Source organism: Leuconostoc sp. DB-1 (genome assembly GCF_013414845.1).
Taxonomy (GTDB): Bacteria; Bacillota; Bacilli; order Lactobacillales; family Lactobacillaceae; genus Leuconostoc; species Leuconostoc mesenteroides.
The window spans coordinates 199,594-219,398 of record NZ_JABFNJ010000001.1; the positions used below are offsets into that span (position 1 = coordinate 199,594).

Genomic DNA, 19,805 nt, shown 5'->3' on the forward strand with positions numbered 1-19,805 from the left:
AAGCATATCATGTGTGGATTTTTTTTGCAATAGATTTTCGATTAATTATTAATAATAGCAATAAGGCGAGTAAGCTAATTATTACACCGTAATAGAAAAGAGGTGGTGTATATACAAAGGATATTTTATGAAGGCCAGGTTTTGTTTTTACTGCTATAAAATAATTAGCTACTTTGGTCGTTTTGACTGTTTTACCATCAACCTTAACTTGCCAGCCTGGAATTGACGGAATAGTTGTCATAACGAGTGGCTTTTTTGTCGTTGTTTTGATAGTGCCTTCAATGCGTCGCTGCGAGCGTTTGCTTATCTTTAGACCATTCTGTTTCAAATTAGTCGAATCATTGGCTATTCGCTCATTATCGATGTGATACAGAGTCACATTTGTCAGCGCTAGTGTTTGGGTATCTTTAAGCCTAAACGTGATAGTTTGCAGTTTATCTTTGGCATTTGTGGCCAAATTAACAACAACAGTGTGTCGGTAAGTATTGAATTGTGTAATTACCTTGCCGTTAATTAATAAATCAAAATTTTTAATGTCTAATCCGCTGCCGATCGTCAGATAATAACTATCATTATTTGTGGGCGTAAATTGTAAGTCAAGACTTGCAGGTTTTGCAGCATTTTGTCGAGTGATAATTGAACCAGTAATCATACTTGGTGCAGTAATATTATGTCCGATGGACTTCTGGAAGTTATCTACATGAACAGTTGAGGTTGTTGAGCCTGTTATACCTTGCCAAAGATTACCTTGATTTTGGAGTGGATTATTGAAAAGCATTTTCGTATTCAATGCACCAGAGCTAGCTGCAAATGCGAGTGGCAAAGCATTTTTATTTTGATAAACATTTGTGGTTTTGGTAGTGGCCTTAAGGTTGTATTTTTTGCTATCAGGACGAAAACCAATTAGATGTTGGCTAGGCTGGCCAGCGTCTCCATTATCTTTGCCATTTGCCGTGATAAAATACTTCATCCCCAAAAAGGCATCGGATAATACGCTACCATTACTATAAACAACGTAATTATCACCATCTGGTTGACCAAAATTACCAAAGAAAGTTGGTGTTGCCTTTGGTAAAGCAGAACTAAAATGAGCACCACCATAATAGTTAAGCATCATTGAGTCGCCACGTGTGCGCTGGAATGTTTGTGCCACGCGGTACCATGAATGATCTTTTTTAATTTTTTGATTTGCGTCGGTAAGGGCGTGAATGGCATTCTGATATTCGGTGTTTGTAAGATATGAAAAATGATTCAGTGTTAATGCTACATTGGCGCCAAGGGAAACGATGGTGATTAGACTAAGTATCGGCAACCAAATACGATCGTGACTTTTAAAAGTAAATTGGGCTAGCGTTAATAAAGCTAATCCAATAAAAATGGCAATGCTATTACTGTCTGTGTGGCTTGTCTTTTGATCATTTATAAACGCATATACCGCGACGCCTACTAAAGAGACAAATAGCAAAACAAGTGTTATTTTTTGAGGTCGCCAAGTCGGCTGCCAACTCATTGCAGCTAAGTATATAACAAAAAAACTAATTAGGAAACTAAACCGGTAAGGATACCAAACCGGATATTGAAAACCATGAAAAAGTAAGGTTAAGGGCGCCCATGTTGTTGCCAAGATGAGAAAACTCAAAATAGCAAACGCACCAACTTTGACACGCCAATGTATGACACGAGTAGTAATAAAGGTAACCAATGTGATTAAAATAAACGCGCTAACATAAAAATTGGCTTGACCACTCTGCATCTGGTCAAAATCAAAGCTGCCCGGAATTAACTTGAGAAATAGATGCAAAGGATTGTTATCAAATTTGAAAGAAAATTCGGAATTATATTGTGATTTACCAAGCGTCAATTGGAAGTAGGTGGGCAAAATAAGCCACGCGGATAATGCGCCACCAATAATAGAACCAAGAGTAAAGTGCCATAAAATAGTTAGACGATGTTTAACATTAGGCCATGTGAGGCGCCACAAAAAATAAAGAACAATAAAGATGGCTATCATGAAACCAATATAATAGTTCGTGATGATAGTAATAGCAAGTAAGACACTATAACGCCACCAGGTTTGACGATAGAATATTTGTTCAAGCTGATAAATTACAAGTGGCAGCATGACAGCTGTATCAAGCCATAATAGGTTGAGATTATTAGCGACAAACCAACCAGATAGAGCAAAGTTGATGGCAAAGAGGGTAATATAGTAGCCATGTTGTAAATGCAATTTTTTTAAAAGGTAACCCATTGAGAGACCAGCTGCACCAATCTTTAAACAGATAACCAATAGAATCGCAGCAGGTAAATTAGCGTTTGATACAAAAAGAAAAATGAAGTTAAATGGGCTCATCAAATAGTAGGCCCATTCACCTAACATATCTCCACCTAATGCGTTTGAAAATGAATAGAAGAAACTGGATGGGTGTTGTAAAATAGTGTATTTGAATGCTGCAAATTGATCAATGTATTGTTGACCAAGATCAACAGTCAGGATAGAGTTGGAACCAAAGGGTGCCATTTTTCGATAAGCAAAATATCCGATTAGAACAAGAAAAGGAATCCAGAAACTGAGTGCAAGCGGTGAAATTGTGTATTTTTTAATTTTACTTTTCATAAGTATTAGCATACCAAATTTTATTTAAATTGAGAAAAATTAAAACCAGAATCTTCTTCCGTATTAGAAAATTCTGGCCAAGTTGTTGTTATTTAGTTGAAGAAATCGCAACAGATTCTGCAATATGTTGTTCGGGATTTAATAATAGCTGTGCAATAAATTCTGCGACGCTTGTTCTAGTGATTGGGCCACCAATAATTTTTTCGTGAGGATCAGTTTGGACATTCACTTGTTGCATTTTATTATCATCTGTTAATTCATTGGGTCGGATGATTGTATAGTCCAATTGGGACTCTTCGATGCGCTTAGCTGCAGCAGCTTGATCGCCCATGTAGGTGTTTTCATTGTCTGGGGTGCCCAAAATATTACGCCAAATGTCAGCAGTTTCGGTAGCTATCTCATTGTAAATACCGATTGTTGCGACCCAAATTAAGCGCTTAACGCCAGCAGTGTGCATTGCGTTAACTAAGGCATTAGCGGCGTTTTTTTGTCGACCTTCTGCACCAATATTTGCATAAACAATATCAATGTCTTTTAGCGCACGAACCAAGTTTTCTTCCTTGGTAGCATCAAGTGATTTGATTGACTTTTCAGGGCGAGCATGAAGAGAAGTTAATGTAATTTTTGTATCGGTATTTGCCAGTATGTCAACCACAATTTTAGCAATTTGACCGTTGGCACCGAGGATTAAAATGTTTTTTGTCATGTCTTCATTTTAGCACGATTGTTTGTGTTGCGGTAGAATATACTTAGAAAGGGTATAGAAATAAACGTGGTGATAATTATTAGCTTTTAGACACGGTTAACTATACATAAAACATGAGGTTTATATGAGTTTAACTTATCAAAAATTACTAGTAGCTGTACCTTTGATTTTGCGTGGCGGTAACGTACCGACGATTGTGGGAGAAGCTGGAATTGGAAAATCTGCCCTTGTTGCTGAAATAGCTAAAAAATTGGGTGCAAAACTTTTTACAACAGTAGTTTCATTATCTGAAAAAGGAGATTTAGCAATTCCAATTCCACCTTTGAATGAGACATCATTCTTGCAAACTAAAAATTATGGTCGATTGGCTGATATCAAATTTGGTTATACACACACTTTGATACAGATTATAGAACAAGCTGAAGTCGAACCGGACCGAACAATTATCTGGTTTTTAGATGAATTCAACCGAGGATCACAAGCAGTACAAGGTGAACTAATGAATCTTGTTTTACAGCGACAGATTAATGATCTGGTATTGCCTGATAATGTTAAACTCATTCTCGCAGAAAATCCTGATGATTCAATGCAAGGGTTTGAGAATGCCGAATATGCGGTTCAAACATCTGATGCAGCGATTAAAGATCGAACCACTCGACTTGTCATGACTGTCTCAGTTCGTGATTGGTTGCAGTGGGCCGCATCTGGAAAAAAGCGGCCGCACATACACGACTTGGTCCGCCAATTTATTGCCGAAAATGCCGAATTATTGTACCCAAAAAATCGAGATATTGACTTGAACCCTACCCCGCGTGCGTGGCAGCGCGTATCTGATAATTTATTCCAGTTGCAAAAACTAACCAATGAGCAGCAGGATGAACTGTTATTTGATATCGTGGCAGGAGATCTTGGGGACAATTGTGCCACACAATTTGTGACTTTTGTCCAAGAAAAAACAACTAGTCTAACAGCTGAAGATGTCTTTAATTCAGTACCAAGTGGTCCAAAATTACCACAGACAATACGTAAAAAATTTGAGAGCTTTTCAGAAATTCAAAAGCTGAACGTGATGAAAACCTTATTATTAACGGCAGATATGAGACTAGACAATAATGCTGGACGTTTCAGTGAGTTACTCAATTTGATTGCTCCCGATGGACAGTATGCACTGGTAAAACAAATGACGAGCGCGCCAATTTTGGATGATTTATATGCTTCTGATAATCATTATGCCAACGTGTTATATCAACAGATTATGGATATTGCTACACGATGAAATCAGAGAATGACAATCTAATTATTGATGGTATTAAAACATTGCTCGATGTATCGCCCCTCTACGGCAATATTGTGATGAACTTAGTCCGAGAGGTGAACCCACAGGCTGCTAATCCATTAGCGTTAAAATGGCAAGGACACAACTGGTACTTACTGGTTAACCCTAATTTATTAACGGCTCGTTTTACATCACACAACCAGGTTGCTGCTGCGTTAGCTCATGAGGCTTTGCATGTTATTTGGCAGCATCCGACTCGTTATGCGAAAGAACGAGAACATAATCAAATGGTTGATATAGGTACTGACTTAGCGGTCAACCAATACTTACCAAGAGATTTGGGTGAACTACCTGGTGCAATATCGTTTCAAACTATTAATGAACTCTATCACATTAATTTACCACACAATCAAGATTCATCGACCTATATTTCTTTATTGTCAGAAGTTGATCAAAAAATTCACGGGCAAAAAAGAAGGCTTTGCCAAAACATACGGAATGGCAGAGCGCGAGTAATTCAATAGAAGAAGCTGAGTCTGCACTTAAAAATGTGATAAAAAAAGCTAATGACGATACGAAATACGCTGGGCGTGGTAATGTATCGGGTGCGGTTTTGCAACAAATTAGCGAGGTTGTCGTACCAAAACGTAACTGGAAAAGTATTTTGCGATCTGGTATCAGTCAAGCACCAAATAAAAAGAAAGATTCACGAGCTAGGTTTAATCGCCGACAGGCTTATCGACTTGATCTACCAGGAGAAATTAGTCGTTATGATACGGAAATTGCTGTTTTCATTGATAATTCTGCATCAATATCTAATTCACAGGCAAGTGAGTTTTTAGCCAATGCAATGCAGATAACAAAACAATTTGATATTAACGTGCATTTCTTTTCGTTTGATACGAAGGTGCATCAAATTAAAAATATAAAAACTTGGCAGCGCCATGCCGGTGGTGGGACAACTTTCCAAAGCATATTTGATGTATTGCCCGCTTTGAAATTTTCTCCTTTGCAAACACTGGTAGTTATTTTTACGGATGGCGATGGCGAAAATGAGTTGATTCAAACCAAATTTAAACATGTGTATTGGTTACTACCAGAGGGGCAAACATTAAGCATACCATCACCATTTGGAAAGGTTATTACGCTATGAAATTAAAACCTCGAGATCTTAAGAGTTTTATTGATAAAGACATACGCTACAAGCGGGCAGAAGCATTACTGATTGGGCAGTGGGAATCATTGCTATTAAGTGAGCCGTGGAACATGCCGATGATTACACGAGCCGATGTTTCTTTTGCGAAAACATTAAGCGAAGCAAATGTTGTTAAAACAGATGTTGATTTGTCGACGTTTAAGGGTGTACAGAAATTTATAAGCCACAACAACAGTCGACTATCACCAGACGTTGTTAAACTATTAAAGGAGCCATTTTTATGAAAATAAACTTAGTATTAGCACCAGAGCAGCCAGTTTCGGAACTGTTAACATTACAAAGTGCTCAACCGCAAAATGTATTTTATTTAGGAAAAATTTCTCAACTGGCGGGGACAAATTTACTCATCATTGATGCACAGAATGTCGTTGCAAAATTTGCCCGTCCTATTGGATTTGAGAGTCGAGCAGTTATCGGACAATTTAAGGGGAATGTTATCCATCAAATTGCTTTTCAGGCTAAAGATAACAATGATGAATTGATTGCAAAGTTATTAACTGGGAATGCCATTATGGCTCAAAATGACAATGGTAAGTCAGAGTACATGATTTGGTCATTCTGGTCTACTCACGATGAATTGGCACGTTTTCTAGCTAGTGAAATCTATCAACAAATGCACGCTTTGATGAAAAATCCGTATACTACAACTTATCAGCACGTGACTGATCAATCGCAATTATCCTTGACTACCAAAATGCGTGACTTTGACAAGGAGTGGTGGGGATAAGTAATTACGAAGGCTAATTTTCACATTTTTATCGTGTAAATCCCGATATGTTCTTGACAATGTTTTTACTGGCCTGTATGATATTAGATATTAAGAAATTAGGAGGCAACACATCATGCAAAATATGAATCAAAAACAAAACTCATCTCAAGCCCTCCTTCTCCTCCTCATGCTGTAGTCATGATGAGGTTTTTCGCACTCATGACTAACTGGAATCAGTGTTCATGGGTGTTGAAGTGATGAGTATAACTGCTGTCATTATTAACGATTAGTAACCCATGAATTTTGGTATTCATGGGTTTTTTGTTTGCGAAAAGAAGGAATTGAGAGAATAAATTGGAGAAGAAAGAATGAAAAAAATTGTAATTGTCGGCGCTGCGTTTATTGTTGCTATTGGTGGTATTGTTGCATTTGGGGTAGTCAATAAGTCTAGCAAAGCATCAACATCAAATGTGATCAAAATTGGGGGTGTTTTTGATACATCTGGTGACGCTTCCTCATATGGAAAAGCTGAGCAAGATGGTGCTAACTTTGCTATAAAGCAAATTAATGCTAATGGTGGTGTTAAAGTTAACGGAAAAAGCTATAAGTTTAAAATCATTAACAAAGATGCTAAGACGGACAATACTGAAACTGCTTCGGTAACAAGTAGTTTGATTAACAAAGAAAAAGTCAGTGCTATCGTTGGTCCCGTGATTACCTCTGGTGTTCAAGCAGCAGTGCCAGTGGCAACTCAGGGTAAGACGCCGATGATTTCACCAACTGCTGGTGCAGACAACATTACTTTGCAAAAGAATGGGAATGTTCAACCTTACGTATTCCGCGCACAATACAAAAATTCTTTTATGGGTACAAAGATGGCACAATTTGCCACAGAGACTTTAAAAGCTAAAAATATTGTGATTTTCCAGGACAATTCTTCCGATTACGGTACTGGTATCACATCTGCATTTAAAAAAGCCTTTAAGGGTAACGTCGTAGATGTTGAATCTTATCAAGAAGGGACGAAAGACTTTCAAGCAGTTTTGACAAAAATTAAGGATAAAAAGTTTGACGCAATTGCAATCAATGGCTATTACACTGAGGGTGGCGCAATTTTGAAGCAAATGCGTGATATGGGGATTGATGTGCCGGTTATTGGACCAGATGGCATTGGTGATCCTAAAACGGCTGAAATTGCAGGAAATAAAAATACAAGCAATGTTTATTACGCGGCACATTTCTCAGTTGATGCACCAGCTACTAAGGTTTCAGCACCATTCGCCAAAGCTTATAAAAAGGCTTACGGCAAGTATCCATCACAATTTACAGCTTTAGCTTATGATTCAGTTCGCATGATAAAAGCAGCTATTGAAAATGAAAATTCAACTAGCAAATCGGCAATTACTAAGGGATTGGCTAACTTGAAAAATTTTGATGGTGTAACTGGTAAGATGTCAATTGACAAAGACCACAATCCTGTCAAATCAATGGTTATGGTCGGTATGACTGATGGTAAAGAGTCATCTGCCGTAGTTGTTAAGTGAACACGTTTTCTAAGAAACGTATGAAACTAATGCGTTTGATAATATTTTGAGGTTAAAATGACTACTTTCATTCAGCAATTAATCAATGGTCTTATGCTAGGTAGTGTCTATGCGCTACTAGCTTTAGGCTATACAATGGTCTACGGTATTATTAAATTAATCAATTTTGCACATGGTGATATATACATGCTCGGTGCGTATTTTGGCTATTTTTTCATCAAGGTTTTACATTTGAATTTCTTTATAGCGTTAATTCTCGCAATGGCAGTAAGCGCCATTATTGGTGTGGTCATTGAGTATATTGCCTATCGACCATTGCGTCATTCTCCAAGAATTGCGGTTCTTATCTCCGCTTTAGGCATCTCTTTTTTGCTAGAAAATGGCATGACTTATTTGTATGGGTCAGATCAACGTTCATTTCCACAGGCGATTAAGACAGTACAATACCACTTTTATGGTATACAAGTTTCAAATATTCAGTTGATTATTGCTGTAACTTCAATAGTTTTGATGCTGTTATTAACTTACATTGTTAAAAATACAAAAATGGGTCGTGCGATGCGGGCAGTATCCGCAGATCCAGATGCAGCGTCATTAATGGGCATCAACATCAATCACACAATTTCATTTACATTTGCAATTGGGTCAGCATTGGCGGCGGCTGGTGGCGTTTTGATTGGATTATATTATAACAGTATTGACCCAGTGATGGGTATGACTCCTGGGTTGAAAGCGTTTGTTGCCGCGGTTTTGGGTGGTATAGGCATTATTCCAGGGGCAGCAGTAGGTGGTTGGCTAATCGGTATATTGGAAACAATGGTTCAAGCGACAGCTTTTTCAGATTACAAAGATGCGATTGTGTATGCAATGTTGATTGTCATATTGCTTATTAAACCGACTGGTATTTTAGGGAAAAACAAGCGGGAGAAAGTTTGATGGATCAAGCGCATATTAAATACACGTTATCATGGGCATCTTTGGCTGCAATGGGGTTCATTTTGATATTCGTAGCTCAAATGGTTGGCCTTATTGGTCATTATGGCATCACAACGATTGTACTTATCGGCATTAATATCATTGCTGCACTGGGACTTAATCTAGTGGTTGGTATTTCAGGGCAGTTTTCGTTAGGGCACGCTGGATTTATGGCTATCGGTGCTTACGCGACAGCATTAGTTATGGAAGTTGTTCCTGGTATCATTGGCTTTATTTTGGGAATGGCTGCAGGCATCGTAGTCAGTGGCGTAATTGCCTTAATTGTTGGTATCCCAACTTTGCGTTTACGTGGTGATTATTTGGCTATTGCAACATTAGGGTTTGCTGAAATTATTAGAATTGTCATTATGAACTTGAAAATAACTAACGGACCAGCTGGTATTTTTGGCATCGCACCTTTTGTGAGTTGGCAATTAGTTTATATACTAGCAGTTATAACATTGATTATTGTGGTCAACTTTGTTCGTAGTATGCCTGGGCGAGCCATTATTGCCGTTCGTGATAATGAAATTGCTGCCGAATCCTTAGGAATTAATACAACTAAGTATAAGGTAATTGCTTTTGTGACAGGGGCATTATTTGCTGCTATGGCTGGTAGCTTACGTGCAAGTTTCATCCAATCTATTGCGCCTAAAGACTATGCTTTTATGCAAAGTATTATGATCTTAATTATTATTGTGATAGGTGGGATTGGCTCAATGAGTGGGACAGTTGTGACAGCAATTGCGTTAGGTGTGTTAGACACAATGTTACAAAATTTTGGTTCCTTGCGTATGGTCATCTACGCTGTTATTTTAATTGCTGTGATGCTGGTTAGACCTCAAGGTATTTTTGGTAGTCGAGAACTATCATTAAAGAAATGGTTATTTGATGAAGGAGACGGACATGGCTCAGACAATACTGAAAACGCGTGATTTAAGTATCCGTTTTGGAGGTGTAACTGCTGTTGATGGTGTTAGTATTGAAGCTGCCGAAAATGAGTTAATTGGTTTAATTGGGCCAAATGGTGCGGGTAAAACCACATTATTTAATTTACTAACAGGTGTATATTCACCTAGTGAGGGAGAAGTACTCCTATTTGATGGTCAGCAGTTAGCTAATGTCAATCGTCAATCTCCTGCAAAACGTGCTCGATTAGGCGTTGCGCGCACTTTTCAAAATATTCGCTTGTTTGAAAGTCGAACAGTATTAGAGAATGTTATGATTGCTATGAATTCTAGTACTCAGGCACATGTATTCAGTTCATTGTTTCGTTTACCTTCATTTTATAAAAATGAAGAGCAACTAAAAAACGAAGCTCGTAAGCTACTAAGTATTTTTGATATGCTGGAGGTACAAGATACGCTGGCAACAAACTTACCATATGGGCAACAACGACGTTTAGAAATTGTGCGGGCATTGGCCACAAAACCTAAAATCTTATTTTTAGATGAGCCAGCAGCTGGTATGAATCCACAAGAAACGGCTGATTTAACACGTTTAATTAAACAAGTTCAACAAGAATTTAAGATGACAATTATTTTAATTGAGCATGATATGAACCTTGTTATGGCTGTCAGTGAGCGATTATATGTATTAGAGTACGGTAAGTTATTAGCCAGTGGCACACCATTAGAAATACAGCAAAATGCCGATGTGATCCGTGCATATTTGGGAGAAAATAACGAATGAGTGCATTACTGACAGTTGAAAATTTAAACGTAAGTTATGGTGCCATTAAAGCGGTACAAGATGTTAACTTTGTGGTGAACAATAACGAAATCGTATCACTAATTGGTGCTAATGGCGCTGGGAAAACTACAATTTTACGTACGATTTCGGGCTTAGAAAAACCCACTAAGGGACGTATTTTATTTGAAAATCAAAACATATTGACTATGAATTCAGAGCGAATTGTCTCAAGTGGAGTTGCTCAAGTGCCAGAAGGACGTCGCGTGTTTTCTGGCATGACTGTTCAAGAAAACCTACAGTTGGGTGCTTTTACTCGAGGCAAGGGTATTAACTTGAAAGATGAATACACACTTATTTACGATCAGTTTCCAATTTTAAAGGAAAGACGTAATCAAGATGCAGCGACTTTATCTGGTGGTGAACAACAAATGCTAGCCATGGGTCGCGCATTAATGGCAAAACCAAAATTGTTATTGTTGGATGAACCTTCCATGGGCTTGGCACCGCTATTTATTGAGAAAGTTTTTGATATTATTAAAAATGTTAATGCACAAGGAATGACAGTATTAGTAATCGAACAAAATGCGAATCAAGCGCTAAAAATTGCGGATCGCGGCTATGTTTTGGAAAGTGGAAAGATCACGATGACAGGTACGGGAGCAGAGCTACTTGCATCAGATGACGTGCGCAAAGCATACTTAGGCGGTTGATTATTCATATGGATTCAGGTACACTGAAGTAGAATTAAATAAATATCTGGGGTGCCCAAGCTGGCTGAGAGATACCCATTGAACCTGATTACGGTAATTCGTGCGAAGGAAGATTATAATAATGAACTATTCTAGTGTATAAATATGCCTATTTAGCCGTTAACTAATCTTTTCTGATAGTTAGCGGTTTTTTTATTCATTAATGTTAATTTTTAAAATTAATGAAGATATTTGTTTAAAAACACGAAGCCAAACAAAAAAGGAATTTAATCATGAATATTACAGACATTAGAACGAAATCACCTCTTGTCCTGACTTATGCAAATTTTGTTACACCACAATTTGTAGCTAATGTAGTTAATGTTGTTGGTGCCTCACCGTTAATGAGTCGCGAGCTAGCAGAATTTAAGGAATTAGCCGGAATTGCCAATGCGGTGATTATTAACACAGGGACGCTTCAAAAAGTAGAAATTAACGATATTATTAAACTTTCTCAGGAAGCATACCAATTAGGCAAGCCAGTCGTATTAGATCCGGTTGCTGTATCAGTTCCATTTAGGTCTAAAGCCATTACACAATTTTTAGCCTCTGGTCATGTTGATGTTATTCGTGGCAATGCAGCCGAAATTGCTTGGTTTGCCGATATTGATTTTGCTAGTCAAGGTATCGATGCTACTGGAAAAGGTGACGTAATTGAAATTGCACAGCGTGCCGCCAAAAAAACAGGTGCAGTGATTGCGCTAAGCGGGGCTTGTGACGTTGTCAGTGATGGTCAATACACACAAACACTTGATATAAATGTTGAACAATTATCTTCTATTGTAGGTACAGGAGATGCCTTATCATCATTAATTGGTGCGTTCATTGCCGATGGGCTAAAGGTTCCTAATGTGATGAATGCAATGGCTACATTCAAACTTGCTGGACAAAAAGCCGCTACAAAAACGAATCAACCAGGTTCTTTTACAAATCAATTATTAGATGAATTATTTGTTATTGATAATATCGATGTTCAAAATTTTATTAAGGAAAGTGTGCTGAATCATGGTTAATAAAACACCCCAAGTTCTAACAATTGCTGGTATGGATAGCAGTGGTGGCGCTGGAGTTAGCGCGGATCTAAAGACGTTTGCCGCCCAAGGTGTTTATGGCGCTAATGTTATTGTTGCTCTAACAGCACAAAACACAATGGGTGTACAGCAAGTTTCGATGACTTCACCATCTATGATCCATGCCCAATTAAAATCAGTGGCTGATGACTTAAAAATAAGTGCTGTAAAAAGTGGCATGCTTGGTGATGTGCCCACAGTAAAATCAGTGTCTGAATTTTTACAACAAGCAGATTTTGGTAACTATGTATTAGATCCTGTAATGGTTGCCAAGGGAGGCGCTCACTTATTGAGTGATGAGGCCATAGTTGCTATTAAGTCTAGTTTGATACCGCTGGCAACGCTCATTACGCCTAATATGCCAGAAGCTGAAGTCTTAAGTGGGTCAAACATTACTAACCATGAAGATGTGATGCAATCAGCTTCAAAGATACAACAATTAGGAGTTGAAAACGTATTATTAAAAGGTGGGCATGCCTCCGGGAAAGATGTTTATGACTATATTCTATTGGCTGATGGTAGTCATTTTTGGCTTAAAAGCTCACGGGTAGATACAATTAGAACTCACGGGACAGGGGATACAATTTCTGCGGCCATTACTGCTCGTTTAGCTTTGGGAGATGATATGAAAACGGCTATTATTCATGCAAAAGCTTATGTTGATGCTACCATTCGTGAAGGTATCGATGTTGGGCATGGGCATGGACCGCTTAATCACCAGGCAAGAGTGACTGACAGGCATTTTCCAGAGGTACTAGAAAATGTTTGATCCGAGCATATTAGTAAATTATTTTGTATTAGGAACTCAGGACACCAATGGAGAGAGACATTTTTTTGAAGTCTTAGAGGAAGCACTGCAATCGAAAATCAGTGTGTTTCAATATCGAGAAAAAGGGCAACTGGCTTTAAGTGGATCAGAGAAATTACGAGTAGCCAAAAAAGTCCGGCAACTAACAGCTGACTACCATGTACCATTGATTATTGATGATGACATTCAACTAGCACATGAAATTGATGCAGAGGGTGTTCATTTTGGGCAAAAAGATGGCGATATTATCAATAATATTCAATTAGCTGGGAATCTAGCTGTTGGGGTATCGGTGTCTAATGACAGCCAATATAAAAGAATAGAGAATATTAAAGGGATTGATTATATCGGAATTGGTCCTGTTTTTGCGACGGTAAGCAAAGCTGATGCAAATCCAGAGATTGGGGTTGAAGGTTTAAAATATTTGACAAGCAAAAGTAAATGGCCAAGTGTGGCAATCGGTGGAATATCGGAAATAAATTTGTCATCAGTTTTATCTACGGGTGTTAACGGTGCTGCTGTAATCAGTATGATTAGTCAAAGTGCAAATATAAGCGCTACCTTAAAATATTGGCGTTCATTACATTTATAAATAATGTGTTTTGCTGAAAATATCACAAACAAAATATACTTTGCGAATGAATAATGGTGTTATAGTAGGGGTGTTTAGAACAGAAATGTAATTTGTTAATTGAAGAAAGGTCGAATAAAATGAGCTATCAAACAATTAATCCCTTTAACGACGAAGTTATTCAAACATTTGACAATCATGATGACGCTTATGTTGAGAAGGCCATTGCCGAAGGTCATGCACTGTATAAAAAGTGGCGCAATGACCCGGCTAGTAGTCGCGCAGAGATATTAAACAAAATTGCTGACTTGATGGAAGAAGATGCTGATCATTTAGCTAAGGTACTTACTATTGAAATGGGTAAGCGATTTGTCGAGGCTCAAGGTGAAGTAGCATTAAGTGTTTCAATTGCTCGTTACTACGCCAAAAATGGTGCAGATTTTCTTAAGCCAGAACCAATCAAATCCTCGATGGGGGATGCGCAAGTAATTTCGCGCCCCACTGGTGTATTGATGATGGTTGAACCATGGAATTTTCCTTACTATCAAATTATTCGTGTATTTGCACCAAATTATATAGCTGGAAATCCAATGCTTTTGAAGCACGCAAGCAATACGCCAATGGCTGCATCAGAATTTGAAAAAATTGTTGAACGGGCTGGTGCCCCTACTGGTGCGTTTGCTAATTTATTCATTGATTACGATCAAGTGAATAAAATTATTGCTGACGATCGTGTACAGGGGGTGGCGTTAACTGGTTCAGAACGTGCTGGACAATTAATTGCTGCCGAAGCTGGTAAAAATATGAAACAAAGTTCGCTTGAACTTGGTGGAAGTGATCCATTCATTGTTCTGGATGATGCCGATTTATCTGAGATTAAAAAGATTATCGGGGGTGCTCGTCTATACAATGCAGGACAGGTATGTACTTCGTCTAAACGGTTTATTGTAACCGAAAAAAATTATGATGCGGTACTTACAATGTTAAAAGATGCCTTTGCTGAAGCAAAACTAGGCGACCCATTGTTGGAAGATACGACATTAGCACCATTAAGTACCAGCAAGGCTAAGAAAAACTTGACCAAACAAGTGAAAGCGGCAGTTGAGGCCGGTGCTACTCTTGAATATGGTAGTGTTGTCCAAGATAAACCAGCTGCACTGTTTGATCCCGTTATTTTAACTGGTATTACAAAAGACAACCCAGCTTATTATCAAGAGTTCTTCGGTCCAGTTGGACAAGTCTACAAAGTGAAAGATGAAGAAGAGGCAATTACACTAGCTAATGATTCTAATTATGGCTTATCGGGCGTGGTATTTGGTGGTTCACCTGAGCATGCGACGGAAGTTGCTTCTCGTATTGAGACGGGAGCGGTTTATGTGAATAGTTTTGGTGGAACATTACCTGAGTTACCATTTGGTGGTGTTAAAAATTCTGGCTATGGACGTGAGCTAGGACGCTTTGGTATCGAAACCTTTGTGAACAAGGAACTTATTGTTACCAAAAAGGAACCAATTGATTTAGATAATACGTTTGGTGGATTTGTTTAAAAATTACTAAATGCCGGTTATTACTGGTTAGACGATTAGATCTCGAATAATGCTGAGATTTAATCGTTTTTCGTTACTTCAAATTGAGAACTTGGTTGGAAAGGATAAATAATGACCAGTATGCAAAGAAGTTTTACATGTTTTGTGGATGGTGAAGAAAAGAATGTTGTCGATGGTGTCTTACTGGCAGAACTAGATATTGAACTACAACAAAAGATAAAGCATGATTTTCCTGACAGCATGTTGGCAGATTTTATTTGCTTTGATCATTTGCTTCAATACCGTTTAGAAAAAATCGATAAAATGATATTGGAGAAGCATAGAACAAACAAACATATTAATAACAAACTAACGCACATATTGACAGATAAAAGTTTTAAAGTTGTTAATGTGAATAAGCATCAAAGAGAATCCTATACATTTGGCCAAAAAATAGCAGATAATGTTGCACATTTTGGCGGTAGTTGGGGATTTATTATCGTGTCCATTTGTGCAATGATTATGTGGATCATCACCAATGTTTTTCAATTGTTCAACATGCATTTTGATCCCTACCCTTTTATATTATTAAACTTATTTTTGAGTATGGTGGCCGCATTACAAGCGCCGTTAATACTAATGAGTCAGAATCGATCATCTGATTATGACAGATTGCACGCGGATAATGATTACCATGTGAATTTAAAGACCGAGGAGGAGATGAGGGTACTGCATGCTAAAATTGACCGTATTATTCAAAAAGATAACCCCGATTTATTTGAAATTCAAAAAATGCAGACAAAAATGCTTGGAGAATTACAAAAACAGGTCAATGATTTACATAGTCACCAAAAATTAAAAATGTTGACAAATAAAAAGGCCTAGGTGTGATACACTTTAGGCCTTTTGTTCTGTCTATTTTTATTTTATAAATTGCTCAGAAAGTGACAAGAATTCGTCAATATCTTCTTTAACCAAATCGGCACCAGTCTGCCAAAATTCCGGCTTCGTTAGATCAACACCAAGATGCTTTTTTGCTAATTCTTCTGAAGTCATATTAGCAGTGTCACGTAGTAAGGCAATATATTTTTCTTCAAAATTGTCACCATCTTTTTGTGCTTGCGCGTAAATGCTTGATGAGAATAAATAACCAAATGTATAAGGGAAATTATAAAATGGCACAGAATCAATGAAAAAGTGCAGTTTTGATGACCAGAAGTGGGGATGACGGACATCTAAAATACCATCAAAAGCTTCTTTTTGCGCGTTATCCATTAGTTGATTGAGACGCTGTGGTGTCACTAGGCCATGCTTACGTTCTGTGTAAAACGAATCTTCAAATAAGAAGCGGGCATGTATGTTTAAAAACATAGCAATAGGATTAGTCATTTTTGCATCTAATAATACAATTTTCTCGGCATCTGTTGTTGCTTCTTTTACGTTAGCGTCATTAACAATCAATTCGGCAAAAGTTGAGGCTGTTTCGGCAACGTTCATAGCATAGGCATCACGCCAAAATGGTAAGTCAGTTAGCTGCGCAGAGTGAAATGCGTGACCCAGTTCGTGCGCAATTGTCGCAGCATCATTTACTGAACCTGTGTAGGTTAGAAATATTCGAGACTCGTGTAAATCTGGGACAGATTCCATATAACCACCTGGTTGTTTACCAGGACGGTTCTCTGATTCAATCCAATTATTCTCAAAAGCCTTTTGAGCAAACGTTGCCATCTTAGGTGAAAACTTACCAAATTGTTCGATAATAAATTTAGCAGCGTCATCATAAGAAACATCTGATGGTTTGTAGTCACCGATGTTGGTTAGTGGCGCGACTTGATCTTGCCAACCGATGGATTTCAAACCGAGTAATTGCTTTTTACGTTCAAAATATGGTTTAAACATACTCTTGTTAGCATCTACAACTTGCCACATAGCATCCAAAGTTCCGCGAGACATACGGTTGAGCTCCAGTGGCTGTTCTAAGTGTGATTGACGACCATGAGCTTCTTGATTGGTTAGACGAAATCCAGCCAAATGATTTAATGTATCACTCGTTAAATTTTCAGCTTTTGCCCACATTTTTTCATAGTTTGTCATGAGGTTAGCCCGCACCTCATTATCGGGTTCACCATCTAACATGTTCAAAGCTTGTCCAGCGGAAATTTGACGAGTTTTATTGTTTTCATCGGTATAGCTCATCGATAATGAAGCAGATATTGTGTCATAATGCTGGGACCAAGCTTGCTGTCCATCAAGATCAAATTTGTTAATTAACGTTTCTGTTTTATCGTCCAACAATCGTTTAGCATCAGTACGCAACTCTGTTAAGTAAAAAGCAATTGGTGCAAGACGGCTAGTAGTGATAGCTTTTTCAAATGTTTCATCATCTAATTTTGAAAGTAGTTTTTGAAAAGCATTTAAAGGAGATGAGAAAGATACCCATAAGTTTCCCAATTTATTAAAATGAGGCGCATAAACACTGTTACCATAATCTACAGACGACCAACCATTAACAAAAATATTGGCAGTACCAATTCCAGCACCAATATTTTGTGCTAAATCAGCTAAATCAGACAACACCGTGAAATCTTTATCCTGTGCGAGGCTGTAATCGGCTATCATATCAGTAAAATCATTGATTTGCTTTGCGATAAGTTCATATTTTTGAGTGAGTTGTGGTGAAGTTATACCACCCGGGAATATACTTTCTAAATTCCATTTTTGTGAGTAGGTCACGTTAATATACCTCGCTTTCTTTATAATTTATGATACCATTCTTAATGAAATTCTAGGGATAATAATTTATGAAACTTCAATTTTAATCATAATTTATTTGCTCCATAACCAAAATTAGCGTACAATTTTATGGATTGATTATAAGGGAAAGTGATTTATGAAAAGAAAGTATAAGTGGTTAATTGGTTGTTTGGTTTTTATTGCTATTTTATTGTTATCAGCTGGTATGTATTTTTTTCATGTTGCTGAGGCCCGCGATGTAGCAGCAGATAAGCCAGACAAATTGCGTGCAAAAACAAATTCACTTTATCACTACGAACATGATTTTTTGTCTCGTGAAAAGCAAACATGGACACAAAAAACATCTGATAATTTGAAACTAATTGCTTGGTACGTACCTGCTGAGAAAAAAACAGGTAAAACAGCTATCCTGGCTCACGGCTGGCACAACAATAAAACGACGATGGCCATATATGGTGAGCTATTCCATGAGTTGGGCTACAACGTATTAATTCCAGATAATCGTGCACATGGTGATTCACAGGGTGAAATGATTGGCTACGGTTGGTTAGATCGGCGAGACTATATCGGTTGGTTGAATCAAATTTTAGAAAATAATGGTCAAAAATCAGATATTGTCATGTATGGTATGAGCATGGGTGCTGCTACTGTGTTGTCAACTTCTGGTGAAAATGATTTACCGAATCAGGTGAAAGCAATTATTGCTGATTCGTCCTACACAAGTGTTATAGAAGAGATTAAACATGAAGCAGGAGATATGTATGGCTTACCATGGTTTCCACTTGTTAATGTGGTTTCGGGTATCTCGAAGGTACGGGCCGGATACTCATATGAGGAAGCTAGTCCTTTGAGACAAGTTGAAAAAAACACGCGGCCAACCTTTTTCATTCAAGGTGGGGCCGACACTTTTGTGCCAACCAAAATGGTTTACCCGCTGTACAACGCTTCTAGAGGACCAAAGCAGTTATGGATTACCAAGGGCTCAAAACATGTTCAAAGTTTTCATGACTACCCAGTCGCTTATAGAAGTAAAATAAAAGCATTTTTGGAAAAATATGATAAATAAAAGGATCAACTCATTAATGAGTTGATCCTTTTTTGGAACAAAGTTAATATCAGAAACACTACGAATCTTCTGGATTAACCCCAAAGATCTCAATATGATATCCTGTAATATTTAAACCGCTAGCTTTACGTGCTGCGTCAAACAAAGGAGCCATATCGAAATTATCTGCATCAATAATCTCACTAGTTTGTTGATTGATGATGTGATAATGTGGCTCACCATAATAATCAAAGTGGCGCTTGCCATCATCATGAATGTCTATAGCGATGATTAATCCAGTTTCAATTAATTTATCAAGCGTGTTATAAACTGTTGCCAAACTAATATTATTTAAATCTTCGTGAATCATTTCTGCTGTGGGGTGGGTTTTATTTGTGGCGAGATATTCTAAAACGGCCATTCGTTGATACGTAGCTTTTAAACCGTGTTCTTGCAATATTGTACGCAATTTTTGATCAGTCATAAGAATCCTCCATATTTATTACTATTATATCATGATATGTAGAATTGTTCCAAATAACTTGAT

The 19,805-nt window shown here is 37.8% G+C and carries 18 protein-coding genes, 1 pseudogene and 1 riboswitch; of the genes and pseudogenes, 15 read left to right on the forward strand and 4 right to left on the reverse strand.

The window, feature by feature from the left end:
• Positions 1-7 precede the first annotated feature (7 nt).
• Both HFP47_RS00990 and HFP47_RS00995 read right to left on the reverse strand, forming a co-directional pair.
• On the reverse strand, positions 8-2,617 hold the full coding sequence (locus tag HFP47_RS00990; protein ID WP_179875919.1) for a YfhO family protein: 2,610 nt from the start codon (positions 2,615-2,617) through the stop codon (positions 8-10).
• Positions 2,618-2,705: 88 nt separating this feature from the next.
• Positions 2,706-3,323: an NAD(P)-binding oxidoreductase gene (locus HFP47_RS00995; RefSeq protein ID WP_011679316.1), complete on the reverse strand. Its 618-nt coding sequence runs from the start codon at positions 3,321-3,323 to the stop codon at positions 2,706-2,708.
• 124 nt (positions 3,324-3,447) lie between these two features.
• Between HFP47_RS00995 and HFP47_RS01000 the strand changes: the two genes are divergently transcribed.
• The 14 genes and pseudogenes from HFP47_RS01000 to HFP47_RS01065 all read left to right on the forward strand — a co-directional run bounded on the left by HFP47_RS01000 (position 3,448) and on the right by HFP47_RS01065 (position 16,344).
• Entirely contained in the window at positions 3,448-4,599 is a 1,152-nt protein-coding gene (locus HFP47_RS01000; protein ID WP_179875920.1) for an AAA family ATPase, read from the forward strand.
• Positions 4,596-5,752, forward strand: a pseudogene (locus HFP47_RS10900) (VWA-like domain-containing protein). Before HFP47_RS01000 ends, HFP47_RS10900 begins: the two are co-directional and overlap by 4 nt.
• Positions 5,749-6,039 carry a hypothetical protein gene (locus HFP47_RS01010; protein ID WP_179875921.1) on the forward strand — a complete coding sequence of 97 codons (291 nt, stop codon included), beginning with the start codon at positions 5,749-5,751 and terminating at the stop codon, positions 6,037-6,039. The pseudogene HFP47_RS10900 and the gene HFP47_RS01010 overlap by 4 nt, the downstream one beginning before the upstream one ends.
• Complete coding sequence (locus tag HFP47_RS01015; RefSeq protein WP_014324351.1) at positions 6,036-6,542, forward strand: hypothetical protein; 507 nt, start codon at positions 6,036-6,038, stop codon at positions 6,540-6,542. Before HFP47_RS01010 ends, HFP47_RS01015 begins: the two co-directional genes overlap by 4 nt.
• Before the next feature lie 350 nt (positions 6,543-6,892).
• Positions 6,893-8,068: an ABC transporter substrate-binding protein gene (locus tag HFP47_RS01020; RefSeq protein ID WP_014324352.1), complete on the forward strand. Its 1,176-nt coding sequence runs from the start codon at positions 6,893-6,895 to the stop codon at positions 8,066-8,068.
• 57 nt (positions 8,069-8,125) lie between these two features.
• Complete coding sequence (locus HFP47_RS01025; RefSeq protein ID WP_179875922.1) at positions 8,126-9,004, forward strand: branched-chain amino acid ABC transporter permease; 879 nt, start codon at positions 8,126-8,128, stop codon at positions 9,002-9,004.
• Complete coding sequence (locus HFP47_RS01030) at positions 9,004-9,978, forward strand: branched-chain amino acid ABC transporter permease (RefSeq protein WP_014324354.1); 975 nt, start codon at positions 9,004-9,006, stop codon at positions 9,976-9,978. The genes HFP47_RS01025 and HFP47_RS01030 overlap by 1 nt, the downstream gene beginning before the upstream one ends.
• Positions 9,950-10,735, forward strand: coding sequence for an ABC transporter ATP-binding protein (locus HFP47_RS01035; RefSeq protein ID WP_179875923.1), 786 nt, complete (start codon positions 9,950-9,952; stop codon positions 10,733-10,735). Before HFP47_RS01030 ends, HFP47_RS01035 begins: the two co-directional genes overlap by 29 nt.
• Entirely contained in the window at positions 10,732-11,445 is a 714-nt protein-coding gene (locus HFP47_RS01040) for an ABC transporter ATP-binding protein (protein WP_014324355.1), read from the forward strand. The genes HFP47_RS01035 and HFP47_RS01040 overlap by 4 nt, the downstream gene beginning before the upstream one ends.
• 37 nt (positions 11,446-11,482) lie before the next feature.
• Positions 11,483-11,573, forward strand: a riboswitch (TPP riboswitch).
• Positions 11,574-11,717: 144 nt separating this feature from the next.
• Positions 11,718-12,497, forward strand: a complete 780-nt coding sequence (gene thiM / locus HFP47_RS01045) for a hydroxyethylthiazole kinase (RefSeq protein WP_014324356.1) — start codon at positions 11,718-11,720, stop codon at positions 12,495-12,497.
• Positions 12,490-13,323, forward strand: a complete 834-nt coding sequence (gene thiD, locus HFP47_RS01050; protein WP_179875924.1) for a bifunctional hydroxymethylpyrimidine kinase/phosphomethylpyrimidine kinase — start codon at positions 12,490-12,492, stop codon at positions 13,321-13,323. The genes thiM and thiD overlap by 8 nt, the downstream gene beginning before the upstream one ends.
• On the forward strand, positions 13,316-13,954 hold the full coding sequence (gene thiE / locus HFP47_RS01055; protein ID WP_011679327.1) for a thiamine phosphate synthase: 639 nt from the start codon (positions 13,316-13,318) through the stop codon (positions 13,952-13,954). Before thiD ends, thiE begins: the two co-directional genes overlap by 8 nt.
• 119 nt (positions 13,955-14,073) lie before the next feature.
• Positions 14,074-15,480 carry an NAD-dependent succinate-semialdehyde dehydrogenase gene (locus tag HFP47_RS01060; protein ID WP_179875925.1) on the forward strand — a complete coding sequence of 469 codons (1,407 nt, stop codon included), beginning with the start codon at positions 14,074-14,076 and terminating at the stop codon, positions 15,478-15,480.
• Positions 15,481-15,591: 111 nt separating this feature from the next.
• The gene (locus HFP47_RS01065; protein ID WP_179875926.1) at positions 15,592-16,344 is read left to right on the forward strand and encodes a DUF1003 domain-containing protein; all 753 of its coding nucleotides are present in this window, start codon (positions 15,592-15,594) and stop codon (positions 16,342-16,344) included.
• A gap of 36 nt (positions 16,345-16,380) precedes the next feature.
• Here the strand turns inward: HFP47_RS01065 and HFP47_RS01070 are convergent, their stop codons facing one another.
• Complete coding sequence (locus HFP47_RS01070; protein WP_115230966.1) at positions 16,381-18,192, reverse strand: M3 family oligoendopeptidase; 1,812 nt, start codon at positions 18,190-18,192, stop codon at positions 16,381-16,383.
• A 157-nt stretch (positions 18,193-18,349) separates the two neighbouring features.
• On the opposite strand from HFP47_RS01070, the gene HFP47_RS01075 reads away from it, so the two are divergent.
• Positions 18,350-19,279 (forward strand): alpha/beta hydrolase, encoded by a 930-nt coding sequence (locus HFP47_RS01075; protein WP_179875927.1) that lies wholly within the window; start codon positions 18,350-18,352, stop codon positions 19,277-19,279.
• Between the two features lie 58 nt (positions 19,280-19,337).
• Here the strand turns inward: HFP47_RS01075 and HFP47_RS01080 are convergent, their stop codons facing one another.
• Complete coding sequence (locus tag HFP47_RS01080; RefSeq protein WP_004164584.1) at positions 19,338-19,742, reverse strand: Fur family transcriptional regulator; 405 nt, start codon at positions 19,740-19,742, stop codon at positions 19,338-19,340.
• Positions 19,743-19,805 lie beyond the last annotated feature (63 nt).